The following is a 20,166-nucleotide window of genomic DNA, read 5'->3' as shown; positions in this document are numbered from 1 at the left end:
TCGTCTTCCCGTTTCCGACTTAAATCATTTTTCTATTACCTTCGTTCAAAACAAATATTTATGAGCCAGGTTTGGAAAGAGTACCAGGAACAAAACAAGGAAAGATTTCTAAATGAGATGATGGACCTGCTTCGTATTCCGTCAGTAAGCGCTAAAAGCGAGCATAAGGATGATATGCTGAAGTGTGCAGAAGCTGTAAAAGCTTCTTTATTAGCCAGTGGTTGCGATAAAGCGGAAGTAATGGATACAGGCGGCCATCCGGTAGTATATGGAGAAAAAATCATCGATCCGGAAAAGCATACTGTATTGGTATATGGGCATTATGATGTGCAGCCGGTAGAACCGCTGGAGCTTTGGAAAACCCCGCCATTCGAACCTACGATTATCGATGATAAAGTATTTGCACGTGGCAGTGCCGACGATAAAGGCCAGTTTTATATGCACGTAAAGGCCCTGGAAACAATGGTAAAGACCAATACCATGAGCACCAATATTAAGTTCATTATAGAAGGCGAAGAGGAAGTAGGATCTCCTAACCTGGGGAGGTTTGTAGCAGCGAACAAAGATCTATTGAAAGCGGATGTGATTTTGATCAGCGACAGTTCTTTATTGAGTATGGAAAATCCGTCGCTGGATACCGGTGTGCGGGGATTGAGCTATATTGAGGTAGAAGTTACTGCTGCTGCACGCGACCTGCACAGCGGCACTTATGGCGGCGCGGTAGCCAATCCGGTGGTTGTACTGTCAAAAATGATCGCCAGCTGTCATGATGAAAACAATCATATCACCATTCCCGGTTTTTATGATGATGTTCAAACGCTTTCTGATGAAGAAAGGGCATTGATCAACCAGGCGCCTTTTGATGAGCAGGAGTACAAAGACGAAATCGGCATTAAAGAATTATGGGGTGAAAAAGGGTATACCACTTATGAGCGTACCGGCATCAGGCCTACATTAGAATTGAACGGTATTTGGGGCGGCTACACCGGTGAAGGGGCGAAGACCGTACTGCCGGCCAAAGCAACAGCCAAGATCTCCGCGCGGTTGGTACCCAATCAGTCCAGCGAAAAGATCACAAAGCTATTATTAGATCATTTCAGGAAAATTGCACCTTCCTGTGTAACGGTAAATGCATTTGAGCATCATGGCGGCGAGCCTTACGGTACGCCTATCGACAGTAAAGGTTACCAGGCAGCCAGCAAAGCGCTGGAAACTACTTTTGGTAAAATACCCATACCCGTTAAAGGCGGCGGCAGTATTCCCATCTGTCATACCCTGGAAAGTGAGTTAGGCACAAAGATCATTTTTATGGGCTTTGGTCTGGATAACGATGGCCTGCACAGCCCTAACGAGAAATATAATATTGAAAACTATTATAAGGGAATAGAAACCATACCTTACTTCCATAAATACTTCTCGGAATAGAAGTGCGCCACGAATACACGAATCATTCTTTTATACGTGCATTCGTGGCATTTTTTGTTAACCTGTCATTAAAATACCGCTATATGAATACACCTGTCATCTTTAAAGATGAAAGCTATGAAATCATCGGCGCCTGCATGGAAGTGCATAACAATCTGGGAATAGGTTGCAATATAACCGAATTGTATTATAAATATAAATAGGCCCTGGAAGCACGGATAGAAGTGCAGAAAGTATTTGTGCATTCGTGGCTAATACAAACACCACCTATGGCTGACACCATAATTTTAAAAGAAGAAAGCTATGAAATCATCGGCGCTTGCATGGAAGTGCATAATAACCTGGGAATGGGCTTTGCGGAAATTGTTTACAAAGATGCGTTGGAATACGAATTTATAAAGCGACGTATTCTTTTTGAGAGAGAGAAGCAGTACAAGGTTCGATATAAGGATATTATCCTGCCTCATTTATTCTATGCCGATTTTGTGGTTTTCGACAGCATTATACTTGAAGTGAAGTGCGTGTCAGAATTTACTAGTGAATTCACAGCTCAATGTCTTAATTATCTTCAAGTATCAGGTAACCAATTGGCTTTACTGGTAAACTTTGGAGCGTTGAGACTGCAGTATAAACGAGTTGTATTATAATAGGCCACGAATGCACCAATAGAATATTCAGTATAGATATTCCTGGTCTACTTTAACCGGGATTACAAAATCGCAGATCAGCTATAATAGAATAAATAAAAAGCATTCGTGCATTCGTGGCTTTTTTATTTCGGAATCTCCGGCCTGCGCATCCGGTAAGGCGTGCCGGTTAAGGTATTTAAGAACGCTACCAGCTGCTTTTTTTCTTCAGGCGTCAGGTTAAGCGGCTTTAGCAACGGATCTGTGACAGGAAACATCGGGTCATTCTTTTGTTCCTCTGTTTTTGGTTTTTGTGGCATGCCACTGTTGTACATATTTACCACACCTTCTAGGTTATCGAAGAGCCCGTTATGCATCCAGGGACGGGTTCTTTCCAACTCCCGCAAAGAAGGTGTTCTGAACTTGCCTACGTCCTCTTTATTCTTTGTTACATTATAGCGGCCCAGGTCTTCATATTTTCTTTTATAATAAGTAAGACCTATGTTGTGGAAAGACGTATCTGTTAGAAAAGGGCCACTGTGGCAGTTCATACAGCGGGCTTTGGTACGGAATAAATGCAGGCCGGCAATTTCATCATCGTTAAACTGTTTATAATCGCCGCTTATAAATTTATCGAAGCGTGTACCGCGGCTTTTAATGATTTTCTGAAAGGCTGTAAGCGCTTGTGCTACCTTATCAAAATCTATATCCGGGCTACCATAAGCTTTTTCAAATAATGGTTGGTAGCCTTTTATTTTAGCAAGCTTTTCACCGAGGGTAGACACATCCATGTTCATTTCGTGATGGGCGCTTAGCGGCTCCACCATTTGAGATTCAAAATCTTTTGCTCTACCGTCCCAAAATAATTTGGGATAGATATATACGTTCAGCAGGCTCTGTGTATTTCGGTTGCCCTGTAAGTGATCGTTACCTAATGCAATCACCCTTCCGTCCTGCCATGCCAGGTCGGGATCATGGCAGCTGCTGCAGGATATCTGGTTGGAGCCCGACAGTTTGGGGTCGAAGAACAGGAACATGCCCAGGCGTGTTACAGGGTCGTTATCAGACTTTGACCAGGAGGTATCGTCTTTAGGTATGACGGCCATTTCGGTCCATATAGCGCCGGAGTCGATAGCCGGTTTGGGCCATTGACCGATAGGACGGCTGTATAAGCTTCTTAAAGAATCACTATAGTTTTTAAATACCTGTGCGGAATAATTAGTGTATGAAAAAGACATCATACATAATATAATGATCACTCCTATAGCCAGATAAATTTTACGCATGAGGTTACAAAAATATTTTAAATCCTATAGAAATGCTGAACTGATTTTCATTGCCTGTAGCGGATTGGTATAACGCCTGATCGATATCACTGTTTTTTACCTTCTGCAGATAATTCAGGTCTAAGCTAAAGGAAGAACCTGCTATGCGCAGCAGGCGGGGCGTATAATATACGATACCTGACCGGCCGGTGAAGAAAGAAGAACCACGAAAATCATATTCAGGGTAAGCAATGTTTTGGGTAAATACGTTTACCTGTGTTGGGGGTACAGATAAATCGTTTTTGAATGGTAATATTAAACCAGGTGTAATTAATATTTTGATTTGCTGATTGGCTGCATGAATGTATCGTGCAGCATAAAGAGAAACATTGGCTGTGGTATTTTCATAAAAATGCGAGGCTAAAAAATCTTTTTTGATACAATGATTCGCTCCCGCGTTAAAGCCAAGCTCTGTCTTTATCGTATTATCCTTTTTAAAGGAAAGTAAATATTGTAAGATAGCATTGTGCTCATCAAATAAATAGTTGGCACCGGTTGGAGAAGACATCAGCATACCGGTTCCTTCGTTTATAATGCCGTTGAAAGATAGCTGATGTATCCTCTTAATATTGTCATTGTAAATAAGCGCATCCAGCTTTTGAGTAACCAGCTCATACTTACTGTGTATACTTTTCTTTATAGGATTGTCAATGTTGCTTGTCTGGCTTGTAAGTGTAAAATTTTCCCTTGCGGCTAACGCATTACTGTAGTTGGCTTTTATATGCCACCCCGCGAGTTTTGTTGACAGGTTGATACCCCAGCTATCTATTTTGTCTTTGGACTGCGAATAGGCCTCAGCGCTTGCATATTGTGCAGTGTAACCATACCCGTTGTTAAGGTACAATCTCCTGTCAGGATAAAGCTGGCTTGTAGAAAACATCCTGTTTTTATATTTTATATCATAATTGCCGTCTTTCTTACCCAGACTGTAAGCAGCCCCTATAACAGTATGCCCGGATTGATAGGATAGCCCTGGTGTATATTCAAGATGAAATAATTTATTATCGGGTCTTGGGTCTACCGAACCGGTGGACCAGTGATAGTCATAGTTTAATAAAGAAGTGAAATATAGTTTTTTTAGTATAGGATAGCTGGTACCTGCCTCGAAATTTATATTTTGTCTTTCGTATTTTCCGGCTTTTAAAGCAAAGTGAGTGAAAGGTTCTCCGTTTTGCAAGGTGCCGCCCAGGTTATTGGCCAGGCTGTCGTCCCAGGTTTTATCAAAGTAGAACTTACCCATGATTTTAGCTTTGCCAATTGTGATAAAGCCCTCTGTATAAAAAGAAGCTGCATCCGTTTTAAATGCAGTTGTTGGCAGTTTGAAATGCCTTTTGTAATTATTGTATTGCAATTGCAGCATGGCCGCCTGTCGTGTAGTATCGGCAATCAGTTGTGTGATGCTGCTTTGTGCAAAATGCAATTTGTCCGCGTTGAACTTATACAGATATAAACTATCACTTTTTTGCCTTTTGCTTCGCTCCGCCTGCAATGCTTTGTAGAACTCAGGACTGATGGCAGACAGAGTATCCTCTAAAGTGTGTACCTGTGCATAGCCTTTTGCCATGCACAGGTACACGAGTATCAGAGAAAAAAATATTTTATTAAAATAAGACATGAATACTACTTCACAAAGGAAGCATCTGTTTTAGAAGGATCAGCTTTTGTTTTTGTTTCAAAATCGTTGGCAGAGTTATTCGTGTCTTGTAAAATTCTTCTGCCTTCAACGGTTTTAACCGTTTTTCGGATCAGAGATTGAAAAGAATATTCCCCACCTGTAACGAATGTACCTGCTGCGTCAAGTCCAATAGGTAATCGTTTAGGAATTCTATCGGTTTCCAATACAGTAATCAACTCTACTGCATCCAAAATATCAACAGATATGGGTACCTGTAATCCTGGTTTACCTGCTCCAGGCATATTATACTTTGGCATTTCTGCTATATTCTTACCCGGTGCTTTAAATATTATAAAATCGTCTCTGCCTTTTGTATCCATTGCCCAATCTTTCCCTGCTCCGATTAATATTTTAACATTTGGAACATTCGGATTATCTATGTCCCATCCAAATGGCTTCGATGCATTCAGGTATTCTATAAAATTTGTTTCAAAGTCTGCGTTACTCAAATTTATTGTTAAGTTAGCATCAACAGATTCACCAATTACTTTACCATCATTCCCAGTGTACGGTTTTGTATGGTCTAACGCTGTTTGCGCTATAATAAAACTTTTTCCGGGGGCTAACGGATGCTCTTTTCCGTTACCAGGGATCATGAATAATTGCTGAAAGTATAGATAATCTTTATTGGCATCACCAATACCTGATGGCATCCTCTCCACAGCTTTTGTCCAATCATAAGGCGTACCTCCCGCGGATACTTTGGTATTACTGCTCTGGGTAGTACCAATGTATAAGCTATCCATATAAATAATCTGATTGGAATTATTGTATATTTCTACAAACTGATCTCTAAGATTTGCGCCTTCCGTTTTATGCGATCCCGCATAATAGATCTGCTTAAATACCAGATCACCAATTTTACCGGTTTGTAATAAAAGCCTGATATTAGTATTGGCGTTTATTGCCTGGGTTTCAGTAGCGTTATAAGCTGCATTATTACCAATAGTTACATTAGTAGTGTTATAAAACTCTTCGGCAGTATAATTTTTTGCCGCCGATACTGTATAATTACCGGGCGTTATGCTGGCAAATACTGCTATGCCTTCATTATTGGTATTAGCCGTATTTTCCTGCCCGCTTACCAGGTTGGTCAGTTTAACAGGGATATTAGCCTTGGAAAGACCTAATGCGCTATCCTCTGCAGAATAGGCCACCTGTACGGTTAGTGATACTGCCTGTACCGTATCAACGTCGGACTTTCGGCACCCGAACAGTACGGCAATCAATAAAATAGTGAGTAATAAGAACTGTTGTTTCATTTGTGTTTATGTTTATTTGTGTTTTAAAATTGTAAACTTGCTCCAATAGTAATGCTCACAGGTTTGTAATTATATAGCGACACTGTAGTGCCGCCATTACTGTTGGATATTTTATACGACTTTGGCTTCATGTTCAATACGTTGAAAGCGCTTACCGACAATCGTATATTTTTCCTTATTTCTTTGGCTACCCGCATATTAAAAGTCCAGAACCCTTTTGATGGGGTAAGTGTTCTTTCCGCATCCTCCTCTTTAAAACCTCTCCATAGATACGCCAGAGACTCACTTCTTGCCTCTTCACTGGTGAGTTTAACTTCTGTAAAATCATTTCGCGTATAAGCGATAGGATAAATATTCTTTTCTTTCCATCGCTGTTGTAATAGCGGCTCATAATCCGCAACAACACTTACTATAAAGCCAATGGGCGGAATATGTGTATTGGATGAGATATTGATAATGGAATTGCGGGAAACACGCTGTGCGCTGGTATATTTTACATATACAATACCTTTTTGCTGCGGTGCTTCAGAAGCGACTTCGGTAGTAGTTAAATTGCCACCAGTGTATTTACTTACAGTATAGCCGCCTCTTACCGCAAAAGAAGTGGAAAGCACGGGAATGAATTTTGTTTGAAAAGAAAACTGCAAACCGTAATCAACAGAGTTCAGGCCATTGTTCATTCTTGTTCTTTTTAAATCCCAGGCCATTGCGTAACTGCCGGTAGGGTAATAAGAAATAGTGCTGTCTGTATTTACATTATAGCCATACAAAGGCACTGTAGTTGGAATATACTCTCCATAAGTATTAAAACCGTTCCTGTTTTTTTTATAATAAGCGAAAACAGACCCGCTTCCTATTTTAGCATTGCTGTAGTTAATACCCTGTTCAAACTGGTAAGTGACCGCGTTTTTTAAATTCCTGTTCTCTGCCAATACTTTCTGCGTATAAACCAGGTATAAGCTGCTTTTAGTATAACCCGTATATAAATTCAGCAATGGAATATCAAAGAAAGTGGGCGCCGGGTATAAATGCGCCAGCGATGGGGACTTGAACGAAATACCGTAAGAGCTGCTCAGGCTCCAGTTTTTATGAATATAATAATTAAACGACAGGCGGGGTTGCGGATTACCCCTGCCGTTTTGCATATTAAACCTGAACCCGGCACCCAGGTTATATCTTTTTGCAAAAAGCTTCCCTTTGATATTATCCTGGAAATAAAAGGCAAAATTATTTTCAAAGCCAACGCTATCCTTATAGCTAAAAGGACGCTCATTCTGGCTGGCCTGGTTTACCCAGCGGGGCCGGTTAGGATCAACTATATTACCCAACCCTTTATTGCCCGAACTGTTAAAAGCTATACCAAAAGATAAAAGATGTTGTACACCCCAGGCAGAAAGCGGCCTGGATTGCATATCGGCGTTCATACTGTAGGAAATAGGTTTGCCATCTATTTCTTCAACGGCGAGGTAATTACCCGGGATAAAATAACCCTCATATACACCCGTGGTATCTTTATAACCAATACCTTTAGGTGCACCGTTCATCAGGTACTGTACATAGGAATATTGTTCTCCTATAGAATAATTTAAAATAACCGAAGCGTTATCTATCCATTTTTTATTGATGTCGAAATTGATGCTGTTGCTCAAACGGAGATTACGTCTTTTTGAATAGCTACTTTTTTCTGTATCATCATCAGGATCGGCTTTAATATCATCAAGATTACTTTCGGCATTGATACTAAAAGAGTTTCTTATGTTCCTGGTTAACTGTTTCGTCCATTTAATATGGGCGTTAATATTATCATAGCTTTTTACTTTATCCCTTGGGTCATTATTGCTGTTGGTATAACCCACTCCAAAATTTAATGCCCCGGCCTTTTTACCCATATCAAATCCCTTCGATAAAGAAAAACTGCTGCTGCCGCCGTTAATATTTGTATTAAAACTGTAGGGCGTTTTTCCGGCTTTGGTAGTAATTAAAATAGCGCCATTGGTGAAATCTCCGTAGCGGGCGGTACCAATACCCTGTATCACTTCAATACTGGCAATATTGGACATGGGAATATCTCTTAAATCGAATCCGTTATAAGTAACATCGCTCGTAGATCCGTTCTGAATATTTAAAAGAGAACCGCCCAGTCCTCTCGAAGAGAGCCCCCTCGACTGCATATTGGTTTCGTTGCTGATACGTACCCCGTCAATAAAAATAGCTATCCCAAAAGAATTGTTCCTGGCATCAGCATCTGCTGCACTGGTCCTTAAAGTAATGGTTTGCGGAGTCTGTAAATCCGGTGCTTCCGTTTTTCGGCCAGGTAATGCATTTAGAACGTCCATCAGCGAGAAGGCTTGCAACTGGCGGATAGCCTCTTCATCAAAAACAACGGAGGATGCAGAATTCTGGTTTTTTACAACACCAGAAACTACAACATCACTAAGTGTGAGGCTCAGGTTTTGTAATACTATTTTCAGTATAAAATGATAGTTGTCCCGTTTTACAACTATGGTTTCTGTTGCTTTATTTACAAATGATGCCTGCAACTGAATGCTGTCGTAATTAAGAAAATCTGCCAAAAACTCAAATTCTCCTTTGATATTGGTATTGCGGGAAGCTATTTCAATATTGTCGGCACTTAGTTTCACAGTGGCAAATTGTATGGGTTTTCCCTGGGCGTCTTCCACCACACCACGTAACACGCTGGCATGCTGCCCCAATACTATTTGCCCCCCAAGCAAAAAGATCAGAAAAAATAAGCTGTAGCGAAAGATAAGTTTAACGTTTTCGAGCACCTCAATAAAAATGATAACGTGCAAAAGTAGACTGCGCTTTAACCAACTTATTTACGAAATGCGGAAAATTTTAACTTTTTATAATCACCCTATTGTAAATGCTCAGAGAGAAGTTTGGTTGAATTCATTTTGTAACTTTACCTGATGAACAGATCAGAAACATTTCAAAAAAGCCTGTTCTGGCGTGTGAACCCCGGGGAGCTGCATTGGAAAAAGGACAGCCGTTTGACAAAACTGACCGGACTTGATATAATAAGCGATGATAAACTAAGCTAATGGCAGATACAGAAAAACTTCGTCTCGACAAATATTTGTGGTCTATACGCCTGTTCAAAACCCGGCGGCTGGCTACCGATGCCTGTAACGATAATAAAGTGAAATATCAGGATGAGCCTGCCAAGCCCGGCAAAAATGTACATTTAGGTGATGTTTATGATGTCAGGACCGAAGGCCGAAAATGGTGTATAAAAGTTACCGGCCTGCTGCATACCCGTGTAAAATATGAAGAAGCGATCAAAAACTATGTTGATTTAACTCCGCCTGAGGAGCTCGAAAAGGCCAAAGTGCAGGCGGCAGCATTTTTTAGTGGTAAACGCCTCAGCAAAATTGGCCGCCCTACCAAAAAAGAGCGGCGCGATCTGGACGATTTTATGGAAGGGGAATAAACCGTAACTTTATAATATGAAGATATTATTAGAAATACCAGACGAAAAGGCTCCGGCTCTGATGGAAGTACTCAACGATATTTCTTATGTGAAAACCACGGTTCCTTCCGGGCAGAAAAAATGGAGCAAGAAACTAAGGCAGGCTGTGGAGGAAGTGAAATTAGTTCAAGCCGGCAAGCTAAAAGCCCGTCCGGCAAGAGAGCTTTCAGATGAGCTTTAGCATTAGTACTATACCAGAGTTTGACAAGCAGATAAAGCGATTGGCCAAAAAATTTCCTTCGCTTAAGGAAGCGTATAGTAAATGCTTACCTCTTTGGTGGAAAATCCCATTCAAGGTACGTTTACCTGTTTTCCATTTACGATAAATCAGAAAGCGAAAGCATCAGCGCTAAGCAAATTAATGAACTACTAAAGATGTTATCTTGAACAGCCATCTGCTCAACCTATGAATATTTCACTGAAAGATCAGGTTGTACATCGTAAATCGTACATCATACATCATACATTTGCCCAATGCATATCGATATCCTTACCGTCCTTCCCGAATTACTGGCCAGCCCTTTTGAGCACAGCATCATGAAGCGTGCGCAGGAGAAAGGCCTGCTTACCGTACAGCTGCACCACCTGCGAAAATGGGCTGTAAACGAATATGGACAGGTAGATGATTACCAGTATGGCGGCGGCGCAGGAATGGTAATGATGTGCGAACCGCTGGCCAATGCTATTGAAGCGCTTTCGAAAGAGAAAGCGTACGATGAGATCATTTACCTGACCCCTGATGGCCAAACATTGAATCAGAAAATCGCCAACTCACTTTCGCTAAAGGGAAACCTGCTTATGATTTGTGGCCATTACAAAGGTATTGATGAGCGCATCCGCCAAAAATATATAACACTTGAAATTTCCATAGGAGATTATGTATTGAGTGGCGGTGAGCTGGCCGCGGCAGTTCTGACAGATGCTATCGGAAGGCTTTTGCCCGGTGTGCTGGGCGATGAAACATCAGCGCTTACGGATTCTTTCCAGGATAACTTATTGGCACCCCCGGTTTATACACGCCCCGTTAACTGGAATGGTATGAAAGTGCCCGAAGCGCTCATGAGCGGCGACCATAAAAAGATTGAAGACTGGAGGTATGAGCAGTCATTGCAGCGTACAAAAGAAAGAAGGCCGGATCTGTTGGAAGATTAAAAAAGCTAAGCGGCAATAATGCACTTAAAACGCTGAAAAGAAAGGGTTTTTTGTTGATATCACGCTATTTTTGTAGTTTAAGAAAACTGTTTTAGCTATAAATGAACGTTCAGGAAACAAACTATACGCCGGGCCAGTCAAATATGTTCGAAGCATTGTTCAGTCATGCCACTATAGGGATTGTAGTAACAAACATGCAGGGACTGATCATCAATTTCAATAAGCAGGCAGAAAAGGATTTTGGATATATAAGAGAGGAGGTGATGTATAAGCCAATGGAAATACTTTTGCCTCAATCAATAAAGGAACATCATAAAAGTTACCGTAATGGATTTTATAAAAATCCCGGGCCAAGAGCTATGGGGGCAGGAAGAGATTTATACGCCCAAAGAAAAGATGGCAGCGTTTTTCCCGTTGAGGTCAGCCTGAGCAATTATACGTTGGAAGGTGAATTATTTGTAATAGCTTTTGTAATTAATATTACTGTACGCAAGGAGCACGAGCAAATTGTGCTGGAGCAGAAAAAAGAACTGGAAAAAGTTACCAGGGAAATCAAACAAATGAATGTATCGCTGGAAAAGAAAATAGACGATCGTACCAAAATGCTGCGCGAAACCTTATCTGCGCTGGAACATTCCAAGCTAGAGCTGAGCGATGCCTTAAAGGAGGAGAAGGACCTGGGCGATATGAAATCAAAATTTGTATCCATGGCTTCTCATGAGTTTAAAACGCCGTTAAGCACTATACTATCCTCCTCATTTTTACTGGAGAAGTATAATGATTTAAATGAGCCCGCCAAGCGGATCAAGCATATTAACCGTATCAAACATGCGGTGAATGATATGAAAATGATACTGGACGATTTCCTTTCTTCCGATAAGCTGGATGAGGGGATCGTGCAAACCAAGCCTATACATATCAGCGCCGAAAAATGCTTTGAAGAGCTGGGCGATGTGGTGCAGGAGATGGCAGCACACCGGAAAGAAGGGCAAACCATTGAAACCAATTACCAGGGAACCGGTATCATTTTCGTGGATGAGCGGTTGCTGAAAAATATCTGTATCAACCTGCTCTCTAACGCAATAAAATTTTCTCCGGAGTATGGTATAATTAAAATTAGTTGCACGATTAATCCATCAGAGGTCGTACTTTCGATAAAGGACAATGGCATTGGTATTTCGGAGGAAGACCAGAAGCATCTGTTTGAAAGGTTCTTCCGCGCTCAGAATGCAGTGAATATACAGGGAACGGGACTGGGCCTGAACATTGTGGTGAGATATGTTCAGCTCATGAACGGAAGCATAGAATTTGAAAGCAATTTAGACAACGGTTCTGTTTTTACGGTCCGCATTCCACAATAAATTTAAACCGCGAGATGAAAAAAATTTTGGTAATTGAAGATAACGATGAAGTAAGGGATAACATTGCAGAGATCCTGGAACTTTCCAACTATGATGTTATAACAGCACCAAATGGAAAAGTAGGAACAGAAATGGCCATAGAGCAAATACCCGACCTGATTATTTGCGATATCATGATGCCGGTGCTGGATGGCTATGGAGTGGTGTACCTGCTCAATCAACACCCCAAAACCAATAGTATCCCGTTTATTTTCCTCACCGCTAAATCAGAAAAATCTGATTTCAGGAAAGGAATGGAGCTGGGCGCAGATGATTATATTACCAAGCCGTTTGAAGGAGTAGAGCTTTTGAAAGCAGTAGAAATGAGGCTGAATAAAGCCGAAACCGTAAAGCAGCAACTGGCGGCCACCACTAATAATCCTGATGGGGACCAGCTAAGCGACTTTTTAGATAATGTAAAAAGCGTAAGTCATATTCCTTTGCTTTCAGACGAGCGGGAAGTGTATAGCTATAAGAAAAAGCAGCAGATATATGCCGAAGATCAAAGGCCGAAAGCGGTTTACTACATCAAGAGCGGCAAAGTAAAAACTTTCAAGTCGAACGACGATGGTAAAGAGCTGATCACGAATATTTTAGGGAAAGGCGATTTTCTCGGCTATACTTATGTACTGGAGAATATTGTATATAAAGAAAATGCAGAAGTTCTGGAAGATGCCGAAATTATGACCATTCCTAAAGACGATTTCCTGGTGCTGATGTCGGCCGATATGCAGGTGGCCAAACAGTTTATAAGCCTCATCACGCACAATGTGTTGGAAAAAGAAGAAAGCCTTTTAAATATAGCGTATAATTCACTCCGGAAAAAAGTAGCGTTCCAGCTGATTGTGATGTTTGAGAAGTTCAGGAGCGAATCGGACGATACCAAAGAGATACGGCTATCGAGAGACAACCTGGCGCAGGCAACCGGTATCGCAACCGAATCCCTGATAAGGACCTTGTCCGATTTTAAGGCCGAAAAGCTGATCGATATAAAGGGCGGAAGTATTATGATCCTAAACGAAAGCAAGCTCCGCAACCTTCCTTATTAGGAGCAGGCCTCAGGCTGTGCTGGAAATTTCTTCGCCGGCTTTGTTTTGTTGTTGCAGGGTCCAGCTATCAGTTAAAAAAGTTTCTACCCATACATTACCGCTTTTCCTGAAAACTTCGGTTCGTAAACCCAGGGCAGCAAAGCTATTGCCCAGCTCGGCTACGGTAATATCGCCGTTGATATCTACAATCCCTTCCTTTAATAATCCAACGAACTTATGGGTAACAGGCATATGTTTTTTGTGCAGTATTTCATAGCCGTTCCACATTCTGTAAAGCTCAATTTTCAGAAACGGGTAACAAGATGAAAAATAATGCTTCACATCCTCAGGCCGGGTGCTCTCCGTTATATATAATTCCATTTTAGCCAAGATGGTGTAAAACTATCTGTATCGGCTATGATTAGTTATGACTAAACTCAAATCAAAAAATGATTGTTATCACCCGGGTCATGTAAGCTATTACGACTTACCATGATCTTAATTGCGTACTTAAAAATACCCATTCCGGTGTTACAATTTCGGCTGCTGCATTAACCTCGAACCAGGGGCTGCCAGGTATTGCAGGATTTTTTACAATATGTATGTCCTGGGCAGGCATATAGCTTTGGGCCAGCATATACACGGTATTGCCGTTTTTATTTTTTGCAACATCTGCTACAATCATGGCGTGACCGGGAAAACCGCCTTTGATCAATACATCGCCGGGCTTCATATTTTTTAAAGATGCCGGCTTCAGTTGTTTTTCTAAAGAAGCGGTACCACACATACCAAATACGCGCTCCAGGTATTGAGGGAAATAGGAGCGGTCTGCGCCGCCTTTCCAGCGATATAGCCTCCCCGAATTGTCGCTGAACACGATCTCTGAAAATCGCTTTTGGTTAAAAAGATATTCAGCGCGCAGCCGTATCACCGCATCAGCGCATTGTTGCAGGTCTTTTTTACCAACAGGTATATTTGTAACTGCATATTGTGCATGCTGGTTGGGCTTGGGCTTGCCATTATACAAATACACGGTATTGTTTTTTTTAAGCTCAATATTTCTAAGCCAATGGCCAAAAGATCCGGCTCCGCTGTTTATACGCACAAATCCTTCGGGAGCAGGTATAGAGCCAATAGTAGGAAGAACCGGTACCGCAGGTAAAGGATGGTTAAAAGAAAGCCGGTTGGTACGGCTTTCAGTAGAGCCACATCCACCATAAGCGACCAAAACCAGCAACAACGCTCTTCGCATACCACTTTTTATAATTGAGATGCGATTTTATTTTTATTCCATATATGAAACGTTACGATACTTTTGTATGATACATCTTAAAAGGGCTGAAATGGGTAAAAGAGAAAGTTATATAAGCTGGGACGAGTATTTTATGGGTGTGGCGCTGCTTTCGGGTAAACGCAGCAAAGATCCCTCCACTCAGGTCGGAGCGTGCATAGTAAACCCCCAAAATAAAATTGTTGGCGTAGGTTACAACGGGTTGCCCATTGGTTGCAGTGATGATGAATTCCCCTGGCAGAAACAGGGCAGTTTCCTGGAAACCAAGTATCCTTACGTCTGCCATGCAGAATTAAATGCCATACTGAACAATATCGGTATCAGCCTGCAGGGATGTAAAATATATACGGCTCTTTTTCCCTGTAACGAATGTACCAAAGCCATTATACAGGCAGGTATCTGCGAGGTGATTTACCTGTCTGATAAATATGCTGAGGAAAACAGTTTTGTAGCTTCACGGAAAATGCTTGAAAAGGCAGGTGTTAGTATGAGACGTGTAGCAACAAACATCGGCAATATTGCTTTATCATTTAATGAAAATGAGGTATAGAAAAAATAGACGACCCGTCGGTCGTCGGACCGAATTCCACACAGGATTTATTGGACTATAAACGGTGAGTCTTTTGGATGCTTCAACACACCGCGTTATGCGGCTGAATGGATGTATTATTGTAACGCTTAATGGTATAAATATAGAAATTGTTTAAACTTTTTCTAAAAAAAGGCATTCTGTGTTCTGATGAAAGATACATCTTCGGAAATCGGCTTCGGGCAAGCTAAGCCTGACGTTTTCTTTATGCTCATTTTTGAAAAATTTAAACAATTTCATTCATAGAACACATTCATTCATCAGTTGAAAGAGCTGCGTAGCAGCGAAGTATTTAAAAAATAAGCTGAATCCGCCGCTCTGGCCCTTTGCCGGATTCCCCGGCCCAAAATCTGAAATGCACTTATCTTTGCGCCCATGAATATTTTGATGGTATGCCTGGGAAATATTTGCCGGAGCCCGCTGGCGGAGGGTATTTTGCAGCATAAGATACAAGAGGCAGGACTGGATTGGAAAGTGGATAGCGCCGGAACCAATGGCTATCATGTAGGTGAAGCGCCGCACCGGCTTTCGCAAAAAGTGGCCAGAGCTAGAGGGCTGGACATCAGCGGGCAATGCGCCCGCCGCTTTGTAGCCGCAGATTTTGATCGTTTCGATAAAATATACGCAATGGCAGATGATGTGATAGACGAAATGAAAGGGATTGCCAGGGAAAAATTCGACCCTTCCAAGGTAGATTTGCTCATGAACGAAGTTTATCCTGGTAAAAACAGGGATGTGCCAGATCCCTGGTATGGCCCGGAGCCCGGCTATCATGACGTGTATGATATGATCGACAAAGCGTGTGATGCGATTATTGATAAATATAAATAGAATCATAGGCAATAGTTCATGGTTCATAGAAAAGCATGCCATGAACTATGAACTATCAACCATGAACTCAAAATAATGAAACCAACTATACCACAGGGAACACGTGATTTTGGCCCCGAAGTAGTGCGTAAGCGCAGCTATATATTTAATACTATAAGAACTGTTTTTGAATTGTATGGTTTTCAGCCGCTGGAAACACCGGCCATGGAGAACCTGGAAACCCTGATGGGTAAATATGGGGAAGAGGGGGATAAGCTTATTTTTAAGATCCTCAATAATGGCCTGGACAATGAGGCTAAACTGGAAAGGACCAAAGCAGGATTTGAAAGAATTATGGAAGGGAAATCCAGTAAAGATATCACGGAACGTGCCCTGCGTTATGACCTTACTATTCCTTTTGCGCGCTATGTGGCTATGAACTACCAGCAATTGCCCATGCCTTTTAAACGTTACCAGATGCAGCCGGTATGGCGGGCCGACAGGCCGCAGAAAGGTCGCTACCGCGAGTTTTATCAATGCGATGCAGATGTGGTAGGAAGTAATTCTTTGCTGAACGAGCTGGAGCTGGTGCATATTTATGCCACGGTTTTTCACAAGCTGCATATTCCTGTAGAAATTAGGATCAACAACCGTAAGATATTGGCCGCTTTGGCTGATATATGTGGCGGCGCGGAAAAGCTTACCGATATTACCATTGCTATTGATAAGCTGGATAAAATCGGGATGGAGAAAGTAAAGGAAGAGCTGCGGGGCCGGGGCCTGCATGAGGCCCAGATACAAACCATTGAATCCTTTTTAAATATTACGGGAGACAATGAAGAAAAGCTGGCTCAGTTGAAAACCATTTTTGCCGGCAACGAAACCGGCTTAAAAGGTGTAGAAGAGCTTGATTACCTCGTAGGGAACTGTCAACAGTCAACAGTCAATAGTCAACTGTCCCTGGATGTGACCCTCGCTCGCGGACTGAATTACTATACCGGGACTATTTTTGAAGTAAAAGCCGCTGGTGTGCAGATCGGCAGCATTGGTGGTGGTGGCCGCTATGACGACCTTACCGGCTTGTTTGGCGTGCCGGGCGTGCCGGGTGTAGGCATTTCGTTTGGAGTGGACAGGATCTATGACGTAATGAGCGAACTGGATCTTTTTCCTCGGGAAACAGCTGCCGGTACAAAGATCCTGTTCTTTAACCTGGGAGAGGCCGAAGCTGCTAAAGCAATGGAGCTGGCACAGCAATTAAGAAGTAAAAATATCAGCTGCGAAGTTTTTCATGAACATGCTAAATTCGACAGGCAATTTAAATATGCTGAAAAGAAAGCTATTGCCTATGTGGCTATTTTGGGCAGCAGGGAGTTGGAGCAGGGTATAACGAATATTAAAAACCTTGCCAGCGGGGAGCAGCGGCAGATTGCATTTGATGAGCTTTTAAACCTGAATTTGTAACATCTGGTTTGACCTTCAGTAGTCTGAAAATGAATTTATTGCGATTCTTTAGCAGGCTCAGCTTTAAATGCCGCAATATAAATGAGGGGATAGCCGCACCGATAAACCGGGCGCGGTAATGAATACACCATATATGCTGAAGCCGGTAGAATAATTATTGTCTTCCTAAAATAGAGTTCCAACAATTTAAAGTAATTTCCTGCTTCCATCGTTTCCCCTATTATAATGAGCGATGGTATAGCAATAATGGCCGATGACAGAGAGCAAAATATTGTAGATACTGTAAGGGATTACAGTAAGCGGCTTTTTGGCTTTATCCGGGGCAAAGTGAGTACTGACGCTGATGCGGAAGATATTCTGCAGGACGTGTGGTACCAGTTTACAAATGTATCTTCCACACAAACCATTGAAGAAGTAAGCGGCTGGCTGTTTAGAGTGGCCCGCAATAAGATCACCGATAAATACCGTAAGAAAAAACCGGAGCTGATAGAGGATTACCGGTACGAGAATGAAGACGGCGAAGTTCAGTTCAGGGAAATGCTGCTGGCTATAAAAGACAATCCTGAGCTGGAAGATTTTAAGGATCTTTTCTGGGAGGAACTGTTCCTGGCCTTGGATGAACTGCCTGAAGCGCAGCGGGAAGTGTTCATATTGAACGAAATGGAAGACGTAACATTGCAGCAGATCGCCGATAAAAAAGGGGAGAGCATTAAAACCATCATCAGCCGCAAACGTTATGCCGTACTGCATTTGCGCAAAAGATTACAGTACCTGTACAACGAATTGATAACTTATTAAAATAGTTTATATGATGAATGACAAAAGAAGATCAGGCCCACCAAAATTTGCTATTGCACTATGCGCCGTTGCGGCTATTTTTGGATTTGGGGCTATTGTGATGTTATTGTGGAACGCTATATTGCCCGAAGTGCTGCATGTATCTGCAGTTACCTACTGGCAGGCCTTAGGAATTTTGATACTAAGCAAAATATTATTTGGTGGTTTTGCAGGGGGCCGCAGGAAATACGGTGGCCCTTCCAGCAATTTTCGGGAAAAATTCAGGAATATGACCGATGAGGAAAAAGAAAAGTTTAAGGAAGCCTGGAAAAACCGGTGCGGGAGATAAGGCTGTGTGTGCCTGAAATAAGGGACATTTTTACAATATTCAACTTTCAATACACAATGATCAGGTTTCAATTATGTCTGAAACAAATACCCAATAAATATTGAACATTGATCGTTGAATATGGAATATCGATCATTTAAAATTTAATATTCAATTATTTTAGGAAAACGTGATCAGCTCTCCATTTTTGCTCATAATTACCTTGTGTGCCATACCTATGAATAACCCATGCTCTACCACTCCCACTATATTGTTCAGCTGCTGATCAAGAGCAGCAGGATCTTCTATTAGACCGAAATCAGCATCAATAATGTAATTGCCCTGGTCGGTAATATATGTTGCACCATCTTTTTTTCGTACAACGCCGGTACCGCCAATGGCCTGCAGGCAGCGTAATACATAGCTATAGGCCATCGGTATTACTTCTACCGGTACCTTAAACCTACCTAACAGGTGCACCATCTTGGAGCTGTCGGTAATAATAATTTGCTTTTGAGTGATGGAGGCTACAATTTTTTCCCGTAGCAGGGCGCCGCCGCCACCTTTTATCAGCTCCAGGTGGGAAGTAAATTCATCAGCACCATCGATCGTGATATCAATAGAGTCGATCGTATTCATATCTACCATGGGGATGCCCAGCTCCATACACATTTGTTTGGTGTGTTCTGATGTAGGAACCGTTTGCAGCTTCATGCCCTGTTTCACCATTTCTGCAACGGCCTGTATGGCATAATAAGCGGTTGAACCCGTTCCCAGGCCCACTGTCATCCCATCCTTAATTTCTTTAACGGCTTCAAGCGCCGCCATTTTCTTTTCAGTATTTGAAATATCCATTTTCATTTTTTATAAAGTCATCATGCCGGTTATATAATGGCAGCAATGACATAACCGGGTAAAAATAATCAGTTCAGGTAAGTAATACCGAAAGCTATATAACATTTTTATTGGGAGGCTCAAAAAATTAATTGTGTACTTGATACACAATAACTATTTTTGAGGTTTATAAATGTTGCTTGCTACCTGATCTGTCAGTCGGTTCCTTAATAGTACAGCATTAGTTTATACAGGTATTTTTAAAAAATATATTATGAAAAATCTGGCGGTTCTATTAATTATGTGTATAACAGTATGTATGACTCATGCTCAGCAGTTAAAATCTCCTGATGGTAATTTCCTCATGAATTTTTCGTTACAGCAGGATGGCTCACCCGCTTACGCGTTAAATTATAAAGGGAAGCCGGTTATTAAGAAAAGCAGGCTGGGACTTGAATTGCTGGACAATTCTGTAAAGCAGGAGTTTAATACGGAAATACAAAAGAGTAATGCTGCTACCAGGAGCGGTATTTCCCTGTACAACAATTTTGAGCTGGCAGACCAGCAAACGGCTGCATTTGACGAGACCTGGCAGCCTGTTTGGGGTGAAACCAAAAATATCCGTAACCATTACAACGAGCTGGCGGTTACTTTGAAGCAAAAAGTTTCCAACCGTCAGATGGTTATCCG

General features: G+C 41.8%; 21 protein-coding genes. 14 read left to right on the top strand and 7 right to left on the bottom strand.

Features of this window, described 5'->3' with window-relative positions:
- Nucleotides 1–60 precede the first annotated feature (60 nt).
- Both ACYVBM_RS15500 and ACYVBM_RS15495 read left to right on the top strand, forming a co-directional pair.
- Nucleotides 61–1,425, top strand: a complete 1,365-nt coding sequence (locus ACYVBM_RS15500) for a dipeptidase (protein ID WP_460686597.1) — start codon at nucleotides 61–63, stop codon at nucleotides 1,423–1,425.
- Nucleotides 1,426–1,694: 269 nt separating this feature from the next.
- Complete coding sequence (locus ACYVBM_RS15495) at nucleotides 1,695–2,072, top strand: GxxExxY protein (RefSeq protein ID WP_460686596.1); 378 nt, start codon at nucleotides 1,695–1,697, stop codon at nucleotides 2,070–2,072.
- A gap of 125 nt (nucleotides 2,073–2,197) precedes the next feature.
- Here ACYVBM_RS15495 and ACYVBM_RS15490 read toward each other — a convergent pair whose 3' ends face one another.
- The 4 genes from ACYVBM_RS15490 to ACYVBM_RS15475 are packed head-to-tail and all read right to left on the bottom strand — an operon-like array spanning nucleotide 2,198 to nucleotide 9,126.
- Complete coding sequence (locus ACYVBM_RS15490; RefSeq protein ID WP_460686595.1) at nucleotides 2,198–3,337, bottom strand: cytochrome-c peroxidase; 1,140 nt, start codon at nucleotides 3,335–3,337, stop codon at nucleotides 2,198–2,200.
- 4 nt (nucleotides 3,338–3,341) lie between these two features.
- Nucleotides 3,342–4,991: a DUF6850 family outer membrane beta-barrel protein gene (locus ACYVBM_RS15485; RefSeq protein WP_460686594.1), complete on the bottom strand. Its 1,650-nt coding sequence runs from the start codon at nucleotides 4,989–4,991 to the stop codon at nucleotides 3,342–3,344.
- A 5-nt stretch (nucleotides 4,992–4,996) separates the two neighbouring features.
- Nucleotides 4,997–6,313, bottom strand: a complete 1,317-nt coding sequence (locus ACYVBM_RS15480) for a DUF4876 domain-containing protein (RefSeq protein WP_460686593.1) — start codon at nucleotides 6,311–6,313, stop codon at nucleotides 4,997–4,999.
- A 23-nt stretch (nucleotides 6,314–6,336) separates the two neighbouring features.
- Nucleotides 6,337–9,126: a TonB-dependent receptor plug domain-containing protein gene (locus tag ACYVBM_RS15475; RefSeq protein ID WP_460686592.1), complete on the bottom strand. Its 2,790-nt coding sequence runs from the start codon at nucleotides 9,124–9,126 to the stop codon at nucleotides 6,337–6,339.
- A gap of 120 nt (nucleotides 9,127–9,246) precedes the next feature.
- Between ACYVBM_RS15475 and ACYVBM_RS15470 the strand changes: the two genes are divergently transcribed.
- The 6 genes from ACYVBM_RS15470 to ACYVBM_RS15445 all read left to right on the top strand — a co-directional run bounded on the left by ACYVBM_RS15470 (nucleotide 9,247) and on the right by ACYVBM_RS15445 (nucleotide 13,407).
- On the top strand, nucleotides 9,247–9,378 hold the full coding sequence (locus ACYVBM_RS15470; RefSeq protein ID WP_460686591.1) for a hypothetical protein: 132 nt from the start codon (nucleotides 9,247–9,249) through the stop codon (nucleotides 9,376–9,378).
- On the top strand, nucleotides 9,378–9,767 hold the full coding sequence (locus ACYVBM_RS15465; protein ID WP_460686590.1) for an RNA-binding S4 domain-containing protein: 390 nt from the start codon (nucleotides 9,378–9,380) through the stop codon (nucleotides 9,765–9,767). The genes ACYVBM_RS15470 and ACYVBM_RS15465 overlap by 1 nt, the downstream gene beginning before the upstream one ends.
- Nucleotides 9,768–9,783: 16 nt before the next feature.
- Nucleotides 9,784–9,987, top strand: coding sequence for a hypothetical protein (locus ACYVBM_RS15460; protein WP_460686589.1), 204 nt, complete (start codon nucleotides 9,784–9,786; stop codon nucleotides 9,985–9,987).
- A 293-nt stretch (nucleotides 9,988–10,280) separates the two neighbouring features.
- Nucleotides 10,281–10,958, top strand: coding sequence for a tRNA (guanosine(37)-N1)-methyltransferase TrmD (trmD, locus tag ACYVBM_RS15455; protein WP_460686588.1), 678 nt, complete (start codon nucleotides 10,281–10,283; stop codon nucleotides 10,956–10,958).
- 101 nt (nucleotides 10,959–11,059) lie between these two features.
- Nucleotides 11,060–12,319: a PAS domain-containing sensor histidine kinase gene (locus tag ACYVBM_RS15450; RefSeq protein WP_460686587.1), complete on the top strand. Its 1,260-nt coding sequence runs from the start codon at nucleotides 11,060–11,062 to the stop codon at nucleotides 12,317–12,319.
- A gap of 14 nt (nucleotides 12,320–12,333) precedes the next feature.
- A complete protein-coding gene (locus ACYVBM_RS15445) occupies nucleotides 12,334–13,407 on the top strand; it encodes a response regulator (protein WP_460686586.1) in 1,074 nt (357 codons plus the stop codon).
- 9 nt (nucleotides 13,408–13,416) lie between these two features.
- Here the strand turns inward: ACYVBM_RS15445 and ACYVBM_RS15440 are convergent, their stop codons facing one another.
- Both ACYVBM_RS15440 and ACYVBM_RS15435 read right to left on the bottom strand, forming a co-directional pair.
- Nucleotides 13,417–13,767 carry a hypothetical protein gene (locus ACYVBM_RS15440; protein WP_460686585.1) on the bottom strand — a complete coding sequence of 117 codons (351 nt, stop codon included), beginning with the start codon at nucleotides 13,765–13,767 and terminating at the stop codon, nucleotides 13,417–13,419.
- 106 nt (nucleotides 13,768–13,873) lie between these two features.
- Entirely contained in the window at nucleotides 13,874–14,638 is a 765-nt protein-coding gene (locus tag ACYVBM_RS15435) for a DUF4846 domain-containing protein (protein ID WP_460686584.1), read from the bottom strand.
- A 91-nt stretch (nucleotides 14,639–14,729) separates the two neighbouring features.
- Here ACYVBM_RS15435 and ACYVBM_RS15430 point away from each other — a divergent pair, with 91 nt between their 5' ends.
- The 5 genes from ACYVBM_RS15430 (at nucleotide 14,730) to ACYVBM_RS15410 (ending at nucleotide 18,663) form a co-directional block, all read left to right on the top strand.
- Entirely contained in the window at nucleotides 14,730–15,227 is a 498-nt protein-coding gene (locus ACYVBM_RS15430; RefSeq protein ID WP_460686583.1) for a deoxycytidylate deaminase, read from the top strand.
- A 414-nt stretch (nucleotides 15,228–15,641) separates the two neighbouring features.
- The gene (locus tag ACYVBM_RS15425) at nucleotides 15,642–16,097 is read left to right on the top strand and encodes a low molecular weight protein-tyrosine-phosphatase (protein WP_460686582.1); all 456 of its coding nucleotides are present in this window, start codon (nucleotides 15,642–15,644) and stop codon (nucleotides 16,095–16,097) included.
- A 75-nt stretch (nucleotides 16,098–16,172) separates the two neighbouring features.
- Nucleotides 16,173–17,537 carry a histidine--tRNA ligase gene (gene hisS / locus ACYVBM_RS15420; RefSeq protein WP_460686581.1) on the top strand — a complete coding sequence of 455 codons (1,365 nt, stop codon included), beginning with the start codon at nucleotides 16,173–16,175 and terminating at the stop codon, nucleotides 17,535–17,537.
- 225 nt (nucleotides 17,538–17,762) lie between these two features.
- Nucleotides 17,763–18,335 (top strand): RNA polymerase sigma factor, encoded by a 573-nt coding sequence (locus tag ACYVBM_RS15415; protein ID WP_460686580.1) that lies wholly within the window; start codon nucleotides 17,763–17,765, stop codon nucleotides 18,333–18,335.
- Between the two features lie 10 nt (nucleotides 18,336–18,345).
- Nucleotides 18,346–18,663, top strand: a complete 318-nt coding sequence (locus ACYVBM_RS15410) for a hypothetical protein (RefSeq protein ID WP_460686579.1) — start codon at nucleotides 18,346–18,348, stop codon at nucleotides 18,661–18,663.
- 159 nt (nucleotides 18,664–18,822) lie between these two features.
- On the opposite strand, the gene rpiA is transcribed toward ACYVBM_RS15410, so the two are convergent.
- Nucleotides 18,823–19,497: a ribose-5-phosphate isomerase RpiA gene (rpiA, locus tag ACYVBM_RS15405; protein WP_460686578.1), complete on the bottom strand. Its 675-nt coding sequence runs from the start codon at nucleotides 19,495–19,497 to the stop codon at nucleotides 18,823–18,825.
- 298 nt (nucleotides 19,498–19,795) lie between these two features.
- Here rpiA and ACYVBM_RS15400 point away from each other — a divergent pair.
- The coding region (locus ACYVBM_RS15400) for a glycoside hydrolase family 97 N-terminal domain-containing protein (RefSeq protein ID WP_460686577.1) at nucleotides 19,796–20,166 on the top strand (371 nt) is incomplete at its 3' end.

This window comes from Niabella aquatica (assembly GCF_054779315.1).
Note: the sequence above shows the minus strand (reverse complement) of the source record. Positions and strands in the feature narration are given on the sequence as shown.

Coding starts and splice junctions, on each gene's coding strand:
- ACYVBM_RS15495 (WP_460686596.1), top strand. CDS start 1,695: ATGGCTGACACCATAATTTTAAAAGAAGAAAGCTATGAAATCATCGGC.
- ACYVBM_RS15440 (WP_460686585.1), bottom strand. CDS start 13,767: ATGGAATTATATATAACGGAGAGCACCCGGCCTGAGGATGTGAAGCAT.
- ACYVBM_RS15465 (WP_460686590.1), top strand. CDS start 9,378: ATGGCAGATACAGAAAAACTTCGTCTCGACAAATATTTGTGGTCTATA.
- ACYVBM_RS15410 (WP_460686579.1), top strand. CDS start 18,346: ATGATGAATGACAAAAGAAGATCAGGCCCACCAAAATTTGCTATTGCA.
- ACYVBM_RS15500 (WP_460686597.1), top strand. CDS start 61: ATGAGCCAGGTTTGGAAAGAGTACCAGGAACAAAACAAGGAAAGATTT.
- ACYVBM_RS15445 (WP_460686586.1), top strand. CDS start 12,334: ATGAAAAAAATTTTGGTAATTGAAGATAACGATGAAGTAAGGGATAAC.
- ACYVBM_RS15470 (WP_460686591.1), top strand. CDS start 9,247: ATGAACAGATCAGAAACATTTCAAAAAAGCCTGTTCTGGCGTGTGAAC.
- ACYVBM_RS15415 (WP_460686580.1), top strand. CDS start 17,763: ATGAGCGATGGTATAGCAATAATGGCCGATGACAGAGAGCAAAATATT.
- rpiA (WP_460686578.1), bottom strand. CDS start 19,497: ATGGATATTTCAAATACTGAAAAGAAAATGGCGGCGCTTGAAGCCGTT.
- ACYVBM_RS15485 (WP_460686594.1), bottom strand. CDS start 4,991: ATGTCTTATTTTAATAAAATATTTTTTTCTCTGATACTCGTGTACCTG.
- ACYVBM_RS15425 (WP_460686582.1), top strand. CDS start 15,642: ATGAATATTTTGATGGTATGCCTGGGAAATATTTGCCGGAGCCCGCTG.
- ACYVBM_RS15460 (WP_460686589.1), top strand. CDS start 9,784: ATGAAGATATTATTAGAAATACCAGACGAAAAGGCTCCGGCTCTGATG.
- ACYVBM_RS15490 (WP_460686595.1), bottom strand. CDS start 3,337: ATGCGTAAAATTTATCTGGCTATAGGAGTGATCATTATATTATGTATG.
- ACYVBM_RS15435 (WP_460686584.1), bottom strand. CDS start 14,638: ATGCGAAGAGCGTTGTTGCTGGTTTTGGTCGCTTATGGTGGATGTGGC.
- ACYVBM_RS15450 (WP_460686587.1), top strand. CDS start 11,060: ATGAACGTTCAGGAAACAAACTATACGCCGGGCCAGTCAAATATGTTC.
- hisS (WP_460686581.1), top strand. CDS start 16,173: ATGAAACCAACTATACCACAGGGAACACGTGATTTTGGCCCCGAAGTA.
- trmD (WP_460686588.1), top strand. CDS start 10,281: ATGCATATCGATATCCTTACCGTCCTTCCCGAATTACTGGCCAGCCCT.
- ACYVBM_RS15480 (WP_460686593.1), bottom strand. CDS start 6,313: ATGAAACAACAGTTCTTATTACTCACTATTTTATTGATTGCCGTACTG.
- ACYVBM_RS15430 (WP_460686583.1), top strand. CDS start 14,730: ATGGGTAAAAGAGAAAGTTATATAAGCTGGGACGAGTATTTTATGGGT.